This is a genomic window from Planomonospora sp. ID91781 (assembly GCF_015711595.1).
GTDB classification, from domain to species: Bacteria; Actinomycetota; Actinomycetes; order Streptosporangiales; family Streptosporangiaceae; genus Planomonospora; species Planomonospora parontospora.
In genome coordinates this window covers 705517-724284 of sequence record NZ_JABTEY010000003.1, presented here as the reverse complement: position 1 = coordinate 724284, position 18768 = coordinate 705517, and the positions used below count along the sequence as shown (strand labels likewise).

13 protein-coding genes are annotated in these 18768 nt (G+C 75.4%); 11 read left to right on the top strand and 2 right to left on the bottom strand.

Features of this window, described 5'->3' with window-relative positions; all coding sequences use genetic code 11:
* The first annotated feature begins 64 nt into the window (after positions 1-64).
* Both HS048_RS33535 and moeZ read left to right on the top strand, forming a co-directional pair.
* Positions 65-988, top strand: a complete 924-nt coding sequence (locus HS048_RS33535) for an alpha/beta fold hydrolase (protein ID WP_068901396.1) — start codon at positions 65-67, stop codon at positions 986-988.
* A 73-nt stretch (positions 989-1061) separates the two neighbouring features.
* Entirely contained in the window at positions 1062-2243 is a 1182-nt protein-coding gene (gene moeZ / locus HS048_RS33530) for an adenylyltransferase/sulfurtransferase MoeZ (protein WP_068901398.1), read from the top strand.
* Positions 2244-2382: 139 nt separating this feature from the next.
* Here the strand turns inward: moeZ and HS048_RS33525 are convergent, their stop codons facing one another.
* A complete protein-coding gene (locus HS048_RS33525; protein ID WP_196469864.1) occupies positions 2383-2685 on the bottom strand; it encodes a transcriptional regulator in 303 nt (100 codons plus the stop codon).
* Positions 2685-3179 (bottom strand): hypothetical protein, encoded by a 495-nt coding sequence (locus tag HS048_RS33520; RefSeq protein ID WP_196469863.1) that lies wholly within the window; start codon positions 3177-3179, stop codon positions 2685-2687. Before HS048_RS33520 ends, HS048_RS33525 begins: the two co-directional genes overlap by 1 nt.
* Positions 3180-3336: 157 nt before the next feature.
* On the opposite strand from HS048_RS33520, the gene HS048_RS33515 reads away from it, so the two are divergent.
* From HS048_RS33515 to HS048_RS33475, 9 genes are all read left to right on the top strand, one after another.
* The gene (locus HS048_RS33515) at positions 3337-4068 is read left to right on the top strand and encodes a hypothetical protein (RefSeq protein ID WP_307832735.1); all 732 of its coding nucleotides are present in this window, start codon (positions 3337-3339) and stop codon (positions 4066-4068) included.
* Between the two features lie 161 nt (positions 4069-4229).
* Positions 4230-5456: a S8 family serine peptidase gene (locus HS048_RS33510; RefSeq protein ID WP_068901510.1), complete on the top strand. Its 1227-nt coding sequence runs from the start codon at positions 4230-4232 to the stop codon at positions 5454-5456.
* A gap of 219 nt (positions 5457-5675) precedes the next feature.
* Complete coding sequence (locus HS048_RS33505; protein ID WP_230882426.1) at positions 5676-6629, top strand: hypothetical protein; 954 nt, start codon at positions 5676-5678, stop codon at positions 6627-6629.
* A complete protein-coding gene (locus HS048_RS33500; RefSeq protein WP_307832734.1) occupies positions 6623-7819 on the top strand; it encodes a S8 family serine peptidase in 1197 nt (398 codons plus the stop codon). The genes HS048_RS33505 and HS048_RS33500 overlap by 7 nt, the downstream gene beginning before the upstream one ends.
* 170 nt (positions 7820-7989) lie before the next feature.
* On the top strand, positions 7990-8358 hold the full coding sequence (locus HS048_RS33495) for a hypothetical protein (protein WP_191895345.1): 369 nt from the start codon (positions 7990-7992) through the stop codon (positions 8356-8358).
* The gene (locus HS048_RS33490; RefSeq protein ID WP_068901407.1) at positions 8346-8714 is read left to right on the top strand and encodes an MGMT family protein; all 369 of its coding nucleotides are present in this window, start codon (positions 8346-8348) and stop codon (positions 8712-8714) included. Before HS048_RS33495 ends, HS048_RS33490 begins: the two co-directional genes overlap by 13 nt.
* 71 nt (positions 8715-8785) lie before the next feature.
* Complete coding sequence (locus HS048_RS33485; RefSeq protein WP_230882425.1) at positions 8786-11683, top strand: CDP-glycerol glycerophosphotransferase family protein; 2898 nt, start codon at positions 8786-8788, stop codon at positions 11681-11683.
* Positions 11684-11837: 154 nt separating this feature from the next.
* Positions 11838-15185, top strand: coding sequence for an ATP-dependent DNA helicase (locus tag HS048_RS33480; protein ID WP_307832733.1), 3348 nt, complete (start codon positions 11838-11840; stop codon positions 15183-15185).
* 112 nt (positions 15186-15297) lie between these two features.
* Positions 15298-18747, top strand: a complete 3450-nt coding sequence (locus tag HS048_RS33475) for an ATP-dependent DNA helicase (protein ID WP_196469862.1) — start codon at positions 15298-15300, stop codon at positions 18745-18747.
* The last annotated feature ends 21 nt before the right edge of the window (positions 18748-18768 follow it).

Below are 18768 nucleotides of genomic sequence, written 5' to 3'. Positions count from 1 at the left end.
GATGTTTTTCCTGCTTCGTCCGGTGGATATCGTCCTAACAGGTAGTGAACCCGCAGGAGGAGACATGGGGGACAACCCGATTCCGTGCTGGCCCGGCAGGACGGTCGAGCTCGGCGAGCGCCGCGTGCACGTGCGCTCGACGCCCCGCGGCCCCGCGGAGACGGCGGTCTACGTGCACGGCCTGGCGGGGTCGGCGACCAACTGGACCGACCTGATGGGCGAGCTGTCCGACGTGGTGACCGGCCACGCGATCGACCTGCCGGGCTCCGGCTACTCCCCGGAGCCGGTCGACGGCGACTACTCCGTCGGCGCCCACGCCCGGACGGTCGCCGCGCTCATCGAGGAGATCGCGGACCGGCCCGTCCACCTGTTCGGCAACTCCCTGGGCGGCGCCGTCTCGGTACGGCTCGCCGCCACCCGGCCCGATCTGGTCCGCTCGCTCACCCTGGTCTCCCCGGCCCTGCCCGACCTGGTCCTGCGGTACGGCCCGGCGCGCGTGGCCCTGTCCACGGTGCCCGTGCTGGGGGAGTGGGCCTTCGACCGGCTGCGGCTCCTGCCCCCGGAGCGCAGGCTCAACGCCACGCTCGGCATGTGCTACGCCGACCTCGGCCGGGTCCACCCGGAGCGGCTGCGCGAGGCGATCGAGGAGCTGCGCCGCCGCGACGAGCTGCCGTACGCCGGGGCGGCGGTGATCAACTCTGCCCGCGGCCTCGTCGCGGAGTACCTCAGGGAGTACGTCAAGCGCGGAGCGGACAGCCTCTGGCGGCAGGCGGCCATGGTGCAGGCGCCCACCCTGGTGATCCACGGCCGCCACGACAGGCTCGTCAACCCGCGGATGGCCGCCCGGGCGGGCCGTACGTTCCCGGACGTGCGGCTGGTCCTGCTGCCGGACGCGGGGCACGTGGCGCAGATGGAGGTGCCCGAGCGGGTGGCCCGGGAGGCCCGGCGTCTGATATCTGAGACGGTGCCCGTCTCGATTGGGGAATGAGCGCAGCCCCCGGCTAGGTTGTGAGTGGTGCGCTAGCCGCATCCGTCAAGACCCCTGAAACGGGAGCAGAACTGTGTCGTTGCCACCGCTGGTAGAGCCGGCAGCCGAGCTGACCGTCGACGAGGTGCGCCGTTACTCGCGCCACCTGATCATCCCCGACGTGGGCATGGCCGGGCAGAAGCGCCTGAAGAACGCCAAGGTGCTCTGTGTGGGCGCCGGAGGGCTGGGATCCCCGGCCCTGCTGTACCTCGCGGCCGCGGGCGTCGGCACGCTGGGCGTCATCGACTTCGACGTCGTCGACGAGTCCAACCTGCAGCGCCAGGTCATCCACGGCCAGTCCGACGTCGGCCGGCCCAAGGCCGAGAGTGCCGCGGCCTCGGTCAGGGAGATCAACCCCCTGATCGACGTGGTCGTCCACAACGAGGTGCTGACCACCGAGAACGTCATGGAGGTCTTCTCCCAGTACGACCTCATCGTGGACGGCACCGACAACTTCGCCACCCGCTACATGGTGAACGACGCGGCGGTCCTCCTCGGCAAGCCGTACGTCTGGGGGTCGATCTACCGCTTCGACGGCCAGGCCAGCGTCTTCTGGGCCGAGCACGGTCCCTGCTACCGCTGCCTCTACCCCGAGCCCCCGCCGCCCGGCATGGTCCCCTCCTGCGCCGAGGGCGGCGTGCTCGGCGTGCTGTGCGCGTCGATCGGCTCCATCCAGGTCAACGAGGCCATCAAGGTGCTCACCGGCATCGGCGAGCCGCTGGTCGGCCGCCTGATGATCTACGACGCCCTGGAGATGACCTACCGCTCGGTCAAGGTCCGCAAGGACCCCGAGTGCGTGCTCTGCGGCAAGAACCCGACGGTCACCGAGCTCCTGGAGGACTACGAGGCGTTCTGCGGCGCGGTCTCCGCCGAGGCGCAGGAGGCGGCCTCCGGTTCGACGATCACCGCGGCCGAGCTCAAGTCCTGGCAGGACGCGGGTGAGAACGTCTACGTGGTCGACGTCCGCGAGCCGAACGAGTACGAGATCGTCTCCATCCCGGGCGCCGTGCTCATCCCCAAGGGCGAGTTCCTCAACGGCTCCGCCCTGGAGAGGCTCCCGCAGGACAAGAAGATCGTGCTGCACTGCAAGTCCGGCGCCCGCTCCGCCGAGTGCCTGGCGATCGTCAAGAACGCCGGCTTCTCCGACGCGGTCCACGTCGGCGGCGGCGTGCTGAGCTGGATCAAGACGGTCGACCCGAGCCTGCCGGCCTACTAGGCCCGCCGGTCCGGCACCGCCGTCCGTACGGCGCCCCGTGGAGCACCGCTCCGCGGGGCGTTCGCCGTTCCGGGGGAGGGCGCCACCGGAGGAGAGGCCCCGGCCGGGACGCGCGGCGGCTCGTCCGGGACGGACTCCGTCACTCAGGGGCGAGGGTGAGCCCCGACCGCGCGACGATCGCCTGCAGGGCCGCCACGTGCAGGGTGTAGGCCCGGCGCCCCTGGGGGGAGAGCTTGAGCCAGGTCCGGGGCCGCTTGCCGATGTATCCCTTGCGGATCTCCACGTATCCGGCGCCCTCCAGGGCGCTCGCGTGCTTGGAGAGCACCGAGTCGCTCACCCCCACCTGGTCGCGGACGAACCCGAACTCGGCCTCGTCCGCCGCCGCCAGCAGCGCGACGATCTGCAGCCGCGCGGGCGCGTGGATGACCGGGTCGAGTGCCATCACCGCCCCCTCTCGATCTTGTCGGCGTTGCGGCCGGAGATCCAGCGGGCGACGAGCGGGCCGGTGAGGGCCATCGCCGCGGTCATCCCGAGGCAGGCGTAGGTCGCGCCGTAGGGGACGCCGCTCAGGGTCAGGAAGACCGCCGCCGCCACCGTGCAGGCGATGAGCACCAGCAGCCAGCCGGTGTAGCCCAGCATGCCCGCGGCGGAGATGACGCTCTTGTGGGCGCGCATCCGGCCGCTGCGGCCGATCGCGATGGAGGAGCCGGCGATCCCGGCCGCGGCCAGCACGGCGCCGGCGATCCGCAGCGGGACCGGGGTGAGGGGGTCGGTGGCGACCTGGATCAGGGTGACCGACAGACCGATGCCCACCACGAACCAGGTGGGGAACCACGGGGTGGTGCGCACGGCCCGCGCCTGCGTGGCGCGGATGCCGGACAGGGCGCGGGCGGCCTCCTCGGGGGAGAGGTCCATGCTCTCGGGGGTCGCGTTCATGAGGACTCCTTCTCCGGGCGGCTTCCCGCCGGGTCTTCCCTTCTCTTTCCAAGAAGGAAAGTACTTTCTACTTTCCATACCGTCAAGTACTTTCCGTGGTCCTTGATCTGAGAGGAACGGGGAATGGCACCGGCCCGGCCGCATTAAGGTCGGGGGCGTGAACGACGTGCCGGATCGGCGGCGGGTGCGGTCCGCGCTGGTGGCGGCGTCCGCGCTCACCCTGACCTGCGCGGCCGTGGCCGGCGTCGCCGCGAGCGCCGCGGGAGCCGAGCTCACCCGGGGCCCGAGCGCGGTCGAGCTGGACCGGGCGGCCGCCGCGGAGGTGGCCCGCCGCTGGCGGGTCTGGCCCGCGGGGAAGGTCTTCCCCGAGACGGTGCGCTACTCCGCCGAGCAGGGCGGGACCGAGCGGGCCCGCCGGGTGGGCATCTCACCGGAGACGGACTGCGGCCGGGCGGTGGACGCCGCGCTGCGGAAGGCGCTGACCCGGGCGGGCTGCCGGGCGATCCTGCGTGCCACCTACCTCGACGCGCTCCAGGGCGTCGTCCTCACCGTCGGCGTCGCGGCGTTCCCCGGAGAGGGCCCGGCGGCCTCCGCCATGGCGAAGCTCCCCCGGGGCGGGCGCCCCTCCCCGGGGCTGCGGGCCCTGGCCTTCTCCGGCACGGTCGCCGACCGGTTCACCCAGGCGGGCCGGCAGGCGAGCACGGTGCGCGCGGGCGGGCCGTACCTGGTGATGGTCACCGCCGGGCGGGTCGACGGGCGCCCGGCGAAGACGGCCGGCAGGCAGCGGCCGACCATGTTCGCCTTCACCGGCGACATCGCCGACCGGATCCTCGCGAACCTGTCCACCCCCGCCCGGCCGGACTGCTCCGCTCCGGAGTGGCGGTGCTGAGGCGGACGTCCCGGTGGCCGTCCCGGTGGACATCGCGGTGGACGCCGCGGCGGGCGGCTCGCCGTGCGAACGGCCGGCCGGACGGTCCGGCGGCCGGGCGGAGGGCCCGCGGGACGGCCGGCCGGGCGGTCCGGTGGGCGGCCGCGGCGGGGGCGGCGGCCGTGCTCGCCTGCGGGCTCGTCCCGGTCCTGCCCGCCGGGAGCGCCCACGCCGACGAGGTCAGGAGCAGGCAGCGGGAGGTGCTGCGGACCCTGGACCTGCCCCGGGCCTGGCGGACCTCCCAGGGGCAGGGGGTGACGGTCGCGGTGCTGGACTCCGGCGTGGACGCGCGCCACCGCGACCTGGCGGGCTCGGTGACCGAGGGCAGGGACTTCACGGCGGGGGCCAACCCGCCGGGTACGGTGCCCCCGCGGCTGCACGGCACCTACATGGCCTCCCTGATCGCCGGGCACGGCCACGGCCCGGGCGGCGCCGACGGGGTGATCGGGGTCGCGCCCCGGGCGCGTGTGCTCTCGGTGCGGGTGATCCTGGAGGACGAGGAGCCCGGTTTCCGGGAGTTCAACGCCGCCGAGCGGTTCGAGGACGTGGTGGCCAGGGGCATCAGGTACGCCGTGGACCGCGGCGCCGACGTGATCAACATGTCGATCTCGAAGGAGCTGGCCACCGGCGAGGAGCGGGCGGCGATCCGCTACGCGGTCTCCCGGGGGGTGGTGCTCGTGGCGGCGGCCGGGAACGAGGGCGCGGGCGGGGCCGCCGACGGGGGGTACGCGCCCTACTCCTACCCGGCGTCCTTCCCGGGGGTGGTCTCGGTGGCGGCCACGGGGCCGGGCCTGCGCCGGGCCTCCTTCTCCAACGCCAACCCCTCGGTCCTGGTGGCCGCACCGGGCGTGGACGTCCTCGGCGCGGGCCCCGGCGACGCCTACTGGGTCGGCCGCGGCACCTCCCAGGCGACCGCGCTGGTCTCCGGCGTGGCCGCGCTGATCAAGTCGGAGCATCCGGAGATGTCGCCCGCGCTGGTGGTGCAGGCGCTCACCGCCGGCGCGACCCGGCGGCCGGCCGGCGGCTACGACACCGGCACGGGCTTCGGCGTGGTCAACGCCGCCCGGGCGCTCGCCGAGGCGGACCGGATCTCCCGCCACACCCACACCGCCTCGGGACCCGGCGCCCACGACCCGGACCGCCCGCTGGGCGCGGGTTCCCGGGCGGCCGGGCCGGTCCGGGTGGTCCACCGGGACCGGCGCAGGATCGCCGTGCACGCGGGGGTGGCTCTGGCCGGCGGGATCGGCGCCGTCGCGTCCCTCGCGGTGATCGCGGTCGTCGCCGGGCGGGTGCGGGCGGCGGACCCGGCGCCCGTCCCGGCCGCCCCGGAGCCCGTGGCCGCGCCCTGACCGGGATCCTGTGCCCGCGCCGGCCGGTCCGGCGTGGCCGCGCCCTGATCGGGCTCCTGCGTCCGCGCCGATCGGGAGCCCGTACGGCGGACCGCGGCAAGAGAGGGGCGCGGGCCCCGGCTCCGGATCCCGCGGGGACGGCGTCGCGGGCGCTCTCCGTGACGCCACAAACACGGTCCGGCGATGGGGCCGGAGAAGGGCGCGACGTAGCATCGGAGTATGTCGCAGCCCGGGAGGCCCCAGGAGCCGGAACGGCACCTGGAAACCTCACCGCCGCGTGCCCGCGGAGGCTGGCCGCCGGCGGGCGCCGGGGTGCGGCGCGCCGGGGCCGCGCGGGCCCGGGAAGGCCCTCCGCGCGCCACCGTCCGCCGGGCCAGGGTCCGTCCCTGGCCCCAGGCGTTCCGCGACCGGGCGGCGGTCCGCCCCGCCGAGGCGGCCTCGATCGAGCAGGGGGTCCGGCTCCGCGCGATCTTCCTGCTGCTGGTCGGGATGATCCTCGCCATCGCCGCGACGGACGTGCTGACCGGCGCGGTCGGCCTGCTCCGCGAGACCGCCTCCCGCCCGCTGACCGAGGCCGAGAAGGCGCGCTACGTCCAGGAGGACATCGCCGGGCGGTGGCACACCTGGCCGGCGACGCTGGTCTTCCCCTCGGAACTGGAGTACATCGGTCTCGGCCGGGTCCAGCTCTACGCCCGCAGGGTCGGCATCGCCCCCGAGACGGCCTGCCGCTCCGGCACGGACGCCGCGGTCGGGTCGGTCCTGGAGGAGCACGGGTGCCGCACGCTGCTGCGCGCCACGTACGTCGACCAGACGTCCACGTTCGCGGTCACCGTGGGCGTCGCCGTCATGGAGGACGCCGAGCGGCGGCAGGCGGCGGCGGGAGACCTGTCGAACGACGACCGGGTGGGCGTCCGGCCGGTGGCCTTCCGCGGCACCGCCACGGAGCTGTTCGGCGCGGCCCAGCGCCAGCGCAACGCCTGGGTGGGGGTCGGGCCGTACATCGTCTTCTCCACCGCCGGTTACACCGACGGCCGCACCCGCCAGGCGGTCGCCCCCGAGGAGATCCCGCACAGCGAGCTGTGGCCGACGGCCCAGGCCGTGGCCGGGCGCATCGCGCACGCGCTGGGCGACGAGCCCGCCGTGCCCCGCTGCACCCAGGGGAACGTGTGCTGAGGCGGTGGCGGCTCCGGGCGCTGGGCGCGCCGGCCGCCGCCCTCACGCTGGTCGCCGGGCCGGTCGCGGCGCCGGCCGCCGCCGACGTCCGGGAGGACCAGCGCTGGGTGCTGGAGGCCCTCAACGTCGAGCAGGCCTGGAAGGTCACCAGGGGCGCGGGGGTCACCGTGGCCCTGGTGGACGGCGAGGTGGACGCGGAGGTCGCCGAGCTGCGGGGCCGGGTCACCGTCGGGCCCGCCATGGGATCGGCCGGGCCGGACGGCGCCGGCGGCGGCGAGCCCGCCGGGCGGCGGCACGGCACCGCGATGGCCTCCCTCATCGCCGGGGCGGGCCGGGGCGACGGCGGCCTGCTCGGCGTCGCCCCGGAGGCACGGGTCCTGTCGCTGCCGCTGGTGCTCGACGGGGATCTCCCCGCGGCCTCGGACGACGACCTGCGCACCCGCGGGGACAGCCCGCTGGCCCGGGCGATCCGCTACGCCGCCGACCACGGGGCCGACGTCGTGAGCATGTCGCTGGGCGCCTACGGCCCGCACCGGGCCGAGCGGGAGGCGGTCTCCTACGCGCTCTCCCGGGGGGTGGTGCTCGTCGCGGCGGCGGGCAACGACGGCGACAGCGAGCAGACCGAGCGCGCCGGCACCTCCTTCTGGAACTTCCCGGCCGGATACTCCGGCGTCATCGGGGTGGGGGCGGTCGACCGGGAGGGCAGGCCCGCCCCGTTCAGCAGCGACAACCTGTCGGTCCTGGTCTCGGCGCCGGGCGTGGACGTGCCGGTGGTGACCCCCGGCGGGAAGTACGAACCCTCGGAGGGGACGAGTTCGGCGACCGCGCTGGTGGCGGGGATCGCCGCCCTCATCAAGGCGGAGCACCCGCGGATGCCGCCGGACATGGTCGCGCGCGCCATCGCCGCCACGGCGGACTCGGGCTCGATACCCGGATACGACGAGTACGTCGGGTTCGGCACGGTGGACGCCGGGAAGGCCCTCGCCCGGGCGGGGGAGCTGATGGCGGCCGCGGCCCCGGTCCCGGTGGACGAGAAGCACCGCTTCGGTGGGGGAGCGCTCCCGGAGGAGGCGCCCCGGCCGGGCGCCGACCCGTTCCGCCTCCGGCTGTACGGCGCCGGTCTGGTCCTCGGGGTGCTCGCCTTCACCGGGGCCGTGGTCGTCCTCACCCGGAGACCCGCGTCGGGGTGAGGAGCGGCGTCCCGGGCGCCCGAGCTCCCCGGGACGCCCGGTGCGTCCGGAGCGGCCGACTCGATTCGAACGCGTTTCGGACACCGTTCGGGCACTGTTCGGCCGCGGTGGCACCGGTGTCGGCCTTTCCGGCTCCGCGGGCCGGGGGAGATTCGCTAGGGTCGCGCATCATGGGGTACGAGTTGCGGGTGGAGCGCCCGGCGCCGCTCACGTTCGCGGAGCTCGCGGACGTGCTGGGGCGGGCGGGGTTCGAGTACCGCGGTTCGCAGGAGGCGGGTGAGGTCCTCGCGCGCCACGGCGACGGGGTCCACGTCGTCGCCGCCTGGAACGGGACGCTGTCCGGCGCGCCCGGGTCCGACTGGCAGGTGGCGCAGCTGGTCCGGGTGTCCGCGCTGCTCGGCGCGCACCTGGTCGGCGAGGACGGCGAGTCCTACACGGTCCGCGACGGCGTCGTCGAGCAGGTGAACGGCTCCGCGTCCTACGAGTTCGGCAGGATCGACGAGATCCTCGCGGCCGGTCCCGCCGTATGGCGGAGCTAGGCCGCCGGGGCGATCCCACCCCGTACGCCGAGCGGGTGCTGGACCTGGTCGAGCGGATCCCGCCCGGCAGGGTGATGTCCTACGGCGACATCGCCGAGTACCTCGGTGAGGGCGGCCCCCGGCAGGTCGGCAGGGTGATGTCCGTCTGGGGAGGCGGCGTCCCCTGGTGGCGGGTGGTGCGCGCCGACGGCACCCCGCCCTCCTGCCACGAGCGGCGCTGCCTCGGCCACTGGCGGGAGGAGGGCACCCCGCTGCGGGGCGGGCGGGCGGACATGCGTCTCGCCAGATGGGACGGTCGTCCGCAGGTGACCGGTGAGTCCGGGAAACGGCCGCCGTGTCCGGAGCGCGACCGGTAACCGGTTTCTGCGGGGCCCACTAACATGGCGGGGGACGGACAGCTCTCTGCCCGAAAGGCGGTGCCTCCCCCATGGCCACCGGCGCTTCACCCGCGCGAGCGACCGGCGACCCTGTCGCTGACCGTCTGCGGGTCGTCCAGGACCTCTGCGACCGGGGGGAGCCCCTCGAGTCGCTGATGAGCGCGGTGCTCGCCGAAGGGCTGACCCCTGCCGAACGCAGGCGGTTCGACGCCGAGGTGCTGGCCGGGCCGCTCGGCTCCAGGCTCGACATCGCGGCCAAGCGCGGAGCCGCCCGCCGCCGGGAGTTCGTCACCGCGGTCAAGCCGTACCTCGCCGGGGTGGACGCGCGCGTCAAGCGCGACCTGCCCGTCGCACGGCGGCTGGCCTTCCACCTGATCGAGCGGCGCGGGATGGACGAGCTGGCCGACGGCGACGCCCTGCAGAAGCTCGTCACGGCCGCGGCCGAACCGTCCCGGCGGGTCCGCAGGAGCCTGCGCTGGTACGCCGACCTGCCGCTCCGCGAAGAGCTGCCGGAGCCGCTGTTCCGGCTGCGCGCCGCCGACCTCATCCCGGTCACGCAGGTCGAGGACGTCTCCTGGTCCGGCGGGCGGCTGCGGATCAGCGGTCACGCCTACCTGGCGGGCCTATCGGTCCGGAGCCGCCGCTTCAACCGGGCCACCGTCGTGCTGCGCGGCCCGCGCTGGCTGCCCCCGATCCGCCTGCGCACCCGCAGGACCCACCACCCGGAGGCCACGCACGGCGCCCGGGAGGCGGGCTGCAACTACGACTGGTCCGGGTTCACCGCCGAGCTGAGCCCGTGGGCGCTGCGCTGGCGCGCCGCCCTGCGGGCCGTCGTCCGCGGGGGCAAGCGGCTGCTCCGCCGCCGGGCGACCGTACGCGACACGACCACCTGGCGCGCCGAGATCGTGATCTGGAGCCGGGGCGCCCGCGCGGTCGGCCTGCTCCGCGGACCCTCCAGCGGCCGGACCGAGCGGCCCTCGGGCCTGGAGACCCGCCCGGGCTGGTGGATCCGGCCGGTCTGGACCTCCGACCGCGCCCTCCAGGTCGTGCTGCAGCCCACCCGGGCCGAGCTGACCGGGGTGCGGCTGGACGGAGAGCGGCTGGAGCTGAGGGTGTTCCTGCCCGACAGGAGGTTCACCAGGGGCCAGGCCCGGCTGGACGGCCACCGGGTGGCGGCGGACTTCACCCCGGTCGAGGGCGGCACCGAGGTCGTCGTGCCGTTCGCGGTGGCGTCGCTGCTCTCCGAGCGCGACGGCGGCAGGCTCTGGATCGAGCCCAAGGGCGACCCCGCGGCCCCCGTCATGCTCGGCAGGGCCGAGGAGAGCCGCACGGTCATCGGCGAGCGGGAGATCACGGTCCTGGGCGACCGGCGCGACCGGGTGATCGTCTCCGCGCACCGCATCCGGCCGGTCGTCTCCTCGGCGGTCTGGGAGCCGGACGGCGCCCTCGTCCTGGAGGGCTCCTACCCCGGCTCCGGTCCGGCCGAGCTGACGCTCCGCCACCGCAGCGGGCTGCTGTACGCGACGCCGATGGAGCGCGAGGGCTCCCGCTTCGCCGTGCGCCTCGCGCCGGCGGCCATGCCCCGCTTCGGCGAGACCGTCCCGCTGGGCAGCGGCACCTGGAGCATCGCGGCGCGCGAGGCGTCCGGTGAGATCGTCCCGGTCCGGATGGACCACGCCGCCCTGGAGACGCTGGACGAGGGCCCGAAGACGGTCGGCGGGCGCGAGTACCGCCTGGTCTCCACCCGGTTCGACGTGCCGGTGCTGGCGGTGGCCGAGAGCCGCCCCGACGACGAGAAGGGGCCGGGCGGGCTGCACCTGCTCCAGCGCTCCTTCTACCCGGCGCAGCGCAGCCGGGAGCTGCGCGAGGCCACCGTCTACGTGGCCTACGACGGCCGGCAGTACGAGGGCAACGTCCGCGCGGTCTACGAGGAGCGGCTGCGGCGCGGCGACGACCGCGAGCACGTCTGGGTGGTCAAGGACGGCGCCTTCACGCCGCCGGGGGCCCGGGAGCTCGGGCTCGGCCCGGGGATCGAGCCGACCGTGGTCCGCGCGGGCAGCCGGGAGCACTACGAGGTGCTGGCCCGCTCGCGCCACGTGGTGACCAACGGCTTCCTGCCGCCGTGGTTCCGGGCGCGCGAGGACCAGGTGGTCGTGCAGACCTGGCACGGCAGCCCGCTCAAGCGCATGGGCAACGACCTGCCGCACATGTCCCGCGACCCGAAGCCGCCGGCCTGGCACCGGCAGGCGGTCGAGGTCCGGGGCTGGGACCTGCTGGTCTCGCAGAGCCCGTGGGCCACCCCGATCCTGCGCAAGGCCTTCGGCTACCAGGGCGAGGTCGTGGAGAGCGGCTACCCGCGCAACGACGCGCTGGTGTCCCCGGACCCGGAGGCCGCGGCGCGGGTGCGCGCGCGGCTCGGCGCCGCCGAGGACGTCAAGCTGGTGCTGTACGCGCCGACCTTCCGCGACTACGACCGCAGGAGCAACTCGATCCGGTTCGACCTGGAGCAGGCACGGCGGGCGCTGGGGCCCGGCCACCGGTTCCTGATCAGGGCGCACTCGATGCAGGCGGCGCCCAACGTGCCGGAGAGCCTCGCGCTGGACGTCACCACCTATCCGGACATCGCCGATCTGCTGCTGGTCACCGACGTGCTGATCACGGACTACTCGTCCGTGATGTTCGACTTCGCCGCGACCGGACGGCCGATGCTCTTCTTCACCTACGATCTGCAGCGCTACTCGGCCAAGCGCGGCCTCTACCTCGACCTGGCCGCGGAGGCCCCGGGGCCGCTGCTGTCGACCGGCGCCGAGGTGGTCGAGGCGCTGCGGGACGTCGAGGGACTGGCCGCCGCGCACGCCGAACGCTACGAGCGCTTCAGGCGCACCTACGCGCCCCGCGACGACGGCAAGGCCACCGCCCGGCTGGTCGACCGGGTCTTCGCTCCCTGAGGCGTCCGGTAGCGGGCCGGTGGCGGTCCGGTGGCGGCCCGGCGGTGGCCGGGAGGGAGAAGCCCGGCGGGAGCGGGCCTGCCGCGCAGGGGATTCGGACCCGAGTGGCCGACTCGGCCCGATCACTGCCCGACATCTGGTGGAATGGCGAGCTGTGAGGGGTCAGAGCTGGCGGCTGGTGCGCCGTGAGGGTGCGGGGAAGGCCGTTGCCCCCGTGCTGGACGAGCACCAGCAGGCGGTGGTGGCCCATGGGAGCGGCCCGCTGCTCGTGCTGGCGGGTCCCGGCACCGGGAAGACCACCACGATCGTGGAGACCGTGGTGGACCGGGTCGAGCGCCGGGGGGTCGATCCCGAGCGGGTGCTCGTCCTGACCTTCAGCCGCAAGGCCGCCGACGAACTGCGCGAGCGCATCACCGGCAGGATGCGCCGCACCACCCGCACGCCGCTCGCGCTCACCTTCCACAGCTACGCCTACGCCCTGCTCCGCCGCGAGGCCGTACTGGCCGGTGAGCCCCCGCCCCGGCTGCTCACCGGTCCCGAGCAGCTCCTGGAGATCCGCCGCATGCTCCTCGGCGAGCTGGAGGAGGGCGCGCCGTACTGGCCGGAGGACATGCGCGAGGCGCTCAAGACCCGCGGGTTCGCCGCCGAGTTGCGCGACTTCGTCGCGCGCGCCGCCGAGCGCGGCCTCGACGGGCCGGAGCTGGTGGAGCTGGGCCGCCGCCACGGCCGTCCCGACTGGGTCGCCGCCGGCCGCTTCGCGGACCGCTACCAGGCCCGCTTCGACCTGGACCCGGAGCCGGTCCTCGACTACCCCGAGCTGGTCCGCGCCGCCGCCGCCCTGCTCGCCGACCCCGAGGTGCGGCTCCGCGAGCGCTCGGCCTACGACGTCGTCCTGGTGGACGAGTACCAGGACACCGACCCGGCCCAGGAGCTCCTGCTCCAGCGGCTCGCCGGGGAGGGCCGCGACCTCATCGCGGTCGGCGACCCCGACCAGTCGATCTACGGGTTCCGGGGCGCGGACGTCCACGGCATCATGAACTTCCCCGACCGGTTCCGCGACGTCCACGGGGAGAAGGCGCCCATCGTCGCGCTGCGCGTCTGCCGCAGGAGCGGGCCCGGCCTGCTGGCGGCCACCCGCCGCGTCGCCGCCCGCCTGCCCGCGGTGCCCGGCGGCGCCGCGCACCGCGAGCTGACGGCGCTCCCGGACGCCGGACACGGGGACGTCCGGGCGGTGGTGTCCGACAGCCCCGCGCAGGAGGCGGCGGTCGTCGCCGACATCCTGCGCCGGGCGCACCTGCTGGACGGGGTGCCCTGGTCGCGGATGGCCGTGCTGGTCCGCTCGGCGACCCGGCAGGTGCCGCTGCTGCGCCGGGCGCTGGTCGCGGCCGGGGTGCCGGTCGTGGTGGGCGGCGGCGACGTGCCGCTGATCCAGGAGCCGGGCGTGCGCCCGCTGATCCGATTGATCCAGGTGGCCCTCCACCCGGAGACCCTCGACGAGGGCATGGCGGAGGAACTGCTGACGGGTGCCCTCGGCGGCACCGACATGATCGGGGTGCGCCGGCTGCGCCGCGCGCTGCGCGTCGCCGAGCACGAGGCCATGGCGCTCCCGGTGGAGCTCGAGGAACCGGCCGCCGGGGAGCGCGGTCCGGAGGCCCCCGCGGCCGAGCCGTCCGGCCCTCTCCCGTCCGGGGCGTCCGCGGGCGCGGCATCCGGTCCCGCGGACGCCGGGCCCGAAGGTCGCGGGCCAGGTGATCCGGAGGCGCCCGCCCGCCGGGCGCCCGGCGGCGGCCCGAGGTCCTCGGGGGAGCTGCTCGTCGCGGCGCTCAAGGACGCGCGGGAGCTGGTCCTGGTGGAGCCGCACATCGCGCTCCCCGCCGAACGGCTCGCCAAGCTCATCGCCGCCGCCACCGAGGCCGTACGGCAGGGCGGCACGGCCGAGGACGCGCTCTGGGCCGTCTGGCGGCTCACCGGCCTGGCCGGCAGGTGGAGCGAGACCAGCGCCGCGGGTGGGCACCGGGGCCGGCAGGCCGACCGCGACCTGGACGCCGTCATGGTGCTGTTCGACCGCGCCGCCAAGTTCGTCGACCGGCTCCCGCACGCGGGCGTCGACGTGTTCGTGCAGGACCTCGTCTCCCAGGAGATCCCCGAGGACTCCCTCGCCGCGCGCGCCCCCGAGAGCGACGCGGTGCACATCATGACCGCCCACCGGTCCAAGGGCCTGGAGTGGGACCTCGTGGTCGTCGCGGGGGTGCAGGAGGGGACCTGGCCCGACCTGCGGCCCCGCGGGTCGGTCCTGGGCACCGACGACATGTGCGCCCGGGCCGAGGGCTCGGAGCACGAGGACCCGGTCGCGGTCCGCGCCGCGCTCGCCTCCCAGCTGCTGGCCGAGGAGCGCCGCCTGTTCTACGTGGCCGCCACCAGGGCGCGCACCAGGCTCTTCGTCACCGCCGTCGGCGGGGACGACGTCGAGGAGCGGCCGTCGCGGTTCCTGGGCGAGCTGGTGCCCGGCACGGGCGAGGAGGCGGCGGCCCTCGACGAGCGGTCCCGCTGGCTGACCATGTCCGCGCTGGTCGCCGACCTGCGCGCGGCGGTCTGCGACCCGGCCCGGCCGGAGTCCCTGCGCAGGGTCGCCGCCGAGCACCTGGCCCGGCTCGCCGCGGCCGGGGTGCGGGGCGCCCATCCCGACGAGTGGTACGCCCTCACCCCGATCTCCGACGACCGCCCGCTCGGCTGGCCCGACGACGTCGTGCGCATCTCGCCCTCGGCGGTGGAGAGCTTCACCAAGTGCGGCCTGCGCTGGCTGCTGGAGACCTCCGTGGGCGCGGGCGGCACGGACGTGGCCCGGGGGCTGGGCACGGTCGTCCACGCGCTGGCCGTGCTCGCCGCGGACGGCATGCCCAGCGAGGAGACCCTCGCCAAGCACCTGGACAAGGTCTGGGACGAGCTGGACTTCGGCGGCGTCTGGTACAACCGCAAGCAGCGCCGGGTCGCCGAGAAGATGATCTCCAGGTTCGTCGAGTGGCACCGGGAGAACCCCCGGACCCTGGTCGCCACCGAGGAGTCCTTCGTCGCGATGGTCACCGAGGGGGTGCAGATCAAGGGCCGGGTGGACCGGATCGAGCGCGACGGGCAGGGCCGCGCCGTGATCATCGACATCAAGACCGGCGCGAGCAAGCCCTCCGACGCCGACCTCGACCGCCATCCCCAGCTCGGCGTCTACCAGCTCGCCGCGCTGCTCGGGGCCTTCCAGCGGTACGGCATGCACGAGCCCGGCGGCGCCGCCCTCGTGCAGGTCGGCAACGCGGCGGGCAAGGACGCCAGGGAGCAGATCCAGCGGCCCCTGGCGGAGGACCCCGAACCCGGCTGGGCCCACGACATGGTGGACACCGTGGCGCGGGGCATGTCCCTGCCCTTCTTCCACGCGAAGGTCAACGACGGCTGCCGCACCTGCGCCGCGCGGGTGAGCTGCCCGGTCAACGAGAGCGGGGGCCAGGTGTGCTGAGCCTCATCGCACCCCGCCGCGCCGCGCGGGGCCGTACCGTGCGGGGCCGTGTCGCGCCGCGCCGTGCCGTGCGGGGCCGTGTCGCGCCGCGCCGTACCGATGGAGGCAGGGGTTGCTGAGTCCGATCCAGCTCGCCGACAAGCTGGGCATCCTCCCCCCGACCCCGGAACAGGCCGCGGTGATCGAGGCCGGTCTCGAACCCATGGTCGTGGTGGCCGGGGCCGGGTCGGGCAAGAGCGAGACCATGGCGGGGCGGGTCGTCTGGCTGGTCGCCAACGGCCTGGTCCGGCCCGAGCAGGTGCTCGGCCTGACCTTCACCAGGAAGGCGGCGAGCGAGCTCTCCCACCGGGTGCGCGAGCGGCTGGGCGCCCTCGGCCGCGACGTGTCCGCGGACCCGCTGGCGGGCGAGCCGACCATCTCGACGTACCACGCCTACGCCGCCCGGCTGGTGACCGACCACGCCCTGCGCGAGGCGCTGGAGCCCACCATGCGGCTGATCACCCCGGCCATCGCCTGGCAGCTCGCCGGGCACGTGGTCAGCGCCTACGACGGGCCGATGGAGCAGCTCGACTGGGGACCGGCCACGGTCACCCGCGCCGTGCTGGAGCTGGCCGGCGAGCTGGCCGAGCACATGCGCGAGCCGCAGGACGTGCGGGAGGTGGGCGCCTGGCTGAAGGAGCGGTACGACGCGCTGCCCGGTTCCCCGATCCTCGCCCAGCGCAGGCCGCTGGCCGTGCAGCGGGCCAGGGAGCAGCTGCTGCCGCTGGTGGAGGCCTACACCCGGCTCAAGCGCAGGCGCGAGGTGGTCGACTACGGCGACCAGATGGCGCTGGCCGCCCGGATCGCGGCCAGGCACCCCGAGGTCGGCCGGATCGAGCGCGACCGGTTCGCCGTCGTCCTCCTGGACGAGTACCAGGACACCAGCCACGCCCAGCTCGTCCTGCTCCGCTCGCTGTTCGGCGGCGGCCACCCGGTCACCGCCGTCGGCGACCCCTGCCAGTCCATCTACGGCTGGCGCGGCGCCTCGGCCGGGAACCTCACCCGCTTCCCCCGCGACTTCCGCACGGCCTCCGGAGAGCCCGCTCCGGTCCGCCGGCTCTCGGTCAGCTTCCGCAACGGCGACGCCGTCCTCGACGTCGCCGCCCGGGTGCAGATCCCGCTGCGGATGGAGGCCAGGGAGGTGCCGGTGCTGGTGCCCGGCGGCAACCGGGTCGAGCGCGGCCGGGTGGTGTGCGCCTTCCACGAGACGGCCGAGGACGAGGCGAGGTGGGTGGCCGAGCAGGTGTGCGGGCTGCTCGGGAGCGACACCGCCCCGGACGGCCTGCCGTGGGGCGAGGGGGAGCGCAGGAAGGCCAGGCAGAGCACGTGGGGCGGCCCGCAGTGCCTGCAACCGCACGACGTGGCGATCCTCGCCCGCAAACGCTCGCAGTTCCCCGCGCTGCGCAGGGCCCTGGAGGAGCGCGGCGTCCCGGTCGAGGTGGTCGGCCTGGGCGGCCTGCTCACCGTGCCCGAGGTCGCCGACCTGGTGGCCACCCTGCGCGTGCTCTACGACCCGACGGCCGGGGACGCCCTGGTCCGGTTGCTGTCCGGTCCCCGCTGGCGGATCGGCCCGGCCGACCTGAAGGAGCTGGGCGAGCGGGCCCGCGAGCTGAACCGGGAGAACCGCGAGGCCGGTTCCCCGGTCGCCGACCTGCTGGACCAGGTCGTCGCGGAGCTGTCCGAGGAGCGCGGCAGCCTGGTCGACGCGCTGGACGAGCTGCCCGACCGGCCCGAGTGGCAGGAGGCGTTCTCGCCGCTGGCCTGGGTGCGGCTGGTCGCCCTGGCGCAGGAGCTGCGGACCCTGCGCGGCCACGTCGGGCAGCCGCTCCCCGACCTGATCACCGAGGTCGAGCGCCGTCTCGGCCTGGACGTCGAGGTGGCGGCCCGGGGGTCGGCCGCGGGCCCGTTCGCCGCCCGCGCCGACCTGGACGCCTTCGTCGACGCCGCCTCCCGGTTCGCCGGCGACTCCGAGGACCCGACGCTCGGCGCGTTCCTGGCGTTCCTCAAGGCCGCCGACGAGGAGGAGAACGGCCTGGACGCCGGGCGGGTGGGCGAGAGCAACAGCGTGAAGCTGATGACCGTGCACGCGTCCAAGGGCCTGGAGTGGCCGGTCGTGATCGTGCCCGGGATGTCGCAGATGCTGTCGAAGACCGGCTCGCCGACCGTCGGCACGATCTTCCCGGCCCGGCCGGTGGTGAGCCCCAGGTGGACGGAGAACCCGCGCAGGCTGCCCTACCCGCTGCGGGGCGACGCCTCCGACCTGCCCCGGCTGGCCGGCCTGACCAAGGAGGAGCTCGCCGAGTTCGACGAGCGCTGCCGCGACCGCGACCTGCTGGAGGAGCGGCGGCTCGCCTACGTCGCGGTCACCCGCGCCCACTACCTGCTGATCGCCTCGGGCTACCGCTGGGGCGGCGCGGCCAAGCCCCTGGAGCCGTCGGACTTCCTGCTGGAGATCCGCGAGACCTGCGGCCGGGTGGCCACCTGGCCGCCGCCGCTCGAGAAGGGCGCCACCAACCCCCTCCTCGCCGAACCCGCTGAGACCGTCTGGCCGGTCACCCCCGAGGGGGCCCGGTACGAGGCCGTCGTCGACGGCGCCTTCCTCGTCGAGGCCGCCCTCCGCTCCCTCGCGGAACCGGACGGGAGTGCGGGGAGCGGCCAGAGTGCGGGGAGCGGCCAGAGCGTGCGGACGGGCGAGGACGTGCGGACCGCCGGACCCTCATGGGCCGGAGCGCCCGCCGTACCCGCGCGCGGTCCGGACGGCGGAGAGGCCGAGCCCGGGGAGCCGGGGGGCGGGGAGGACCCGCGCCTGGCGGAGCTGCGCGGCTGGGACCGGGAGCGGGCCAGGGCCTGGGAACGGGACACCGAGCTCCTGCTCCGGGAACGGGAGCGGAACCGGCGGCGCGGCGGGCGCCAGGTCGAGCTGCCCGCCCGCCTCACCGTCTCGGACCTCGTCGCCCTGGCCGCCGACCCCGCGGCCCTGGCCCGGCGGATCCGCCGCCCGGTCCCGAAGCGGCCCGCACCCCTGGCCCGCCGCGGCACCTCCTTCCACCGTTGGCTGGAGACGCGCTGGGGCCAGCAGCGGCTCCTCGACGAGTTCGAGCTCCCCGGCGCCGGCGACGAGACGGAGGAGGCCGAGGGCCTGCTGGCGGAGCTGCGCGAGAGGTTCGAGGAGAGCGAGTGGGCGGGCCGGGAACCGCTCGACGTCGAGGTCCCGTTCGAGATGATGATCGCCGACCGGCTGGTCCGCGGCCGGATGGACGCCGTCTTCCGGACCCCGGACGGCGGTTACGAGGTCGTCGACTGGAAGACGGGCCGCCGCCTGATGGAGACGACACGGGCCGCGGCCTCCGTCCAGCTCGCCGCCTACCGCCTGGCCTGGTCCCGCCTGGCCGGCGTCCCCCTGGACCGGGTGGGGGCGGCCTTCCACTACGTGCGCTTCAACGAGACGGTCCGCCCGGTGGACCTCCTCGACGAGCGCGGACTGGTCGCGCTCGTCGAGTCGGTCCCCGCGTCCGGGCGGTGACGCTCAGGCGAACAGCGCGGC

Bases quoted from the DNA above. Each gene is read 5' to 3' on its own strand.
- HS048_RS33495 (WP_191895345.1), top strand. From the start codon at position 7,990: ATGGGGTACGAGTTGCGGGTGGAGCGCCCGGCGCCGCTCACGTTCGCG.
- HS048_RS33535 (WP_068901396.1), top strand. From the start codon at position 65: ATGGGGGACAACCCGATTCCGTGCTGGCCCGGCAGGACGGTCGAGCTC.
- HS048_RS33505 (WP_230882426.1), top strand. From the start codon at position 5,676: ATGTCGCAGCCCGGGAGGCCCCAGGAGCCGGAACGGCACCTGGAAACC.
- HS048_RS33490 (WP_068901407.1), top strand. From the start codon at position 8,346: ATGGCGGAGCTAGGCCGCCGGGGCGATCCCACCCCGTACGCCGAGCGG.
- HS048_RS33525 (WP_196469864.1), bottom strand. From the start codon at position 2,685: ATGGCACTCGACCCGGTCATCCACGCGCCCGCGCGGCTGCAGATCGTC.
- HS048_RS33485 (WP_230882425.1), top strand. From the start codon at position 8,786: ATGGCCACCGGCGCTTCACCCGCGCGAGCGACCGGCGACCCTGTCGCT.
- HS048_RS33520 (WP_196469863.1), bottom strand. From the start codon at position 3,179: ATGAACGCGACCCCCGAGAGCATGGACCTCTCCCCCGAGGAGGCCGCC.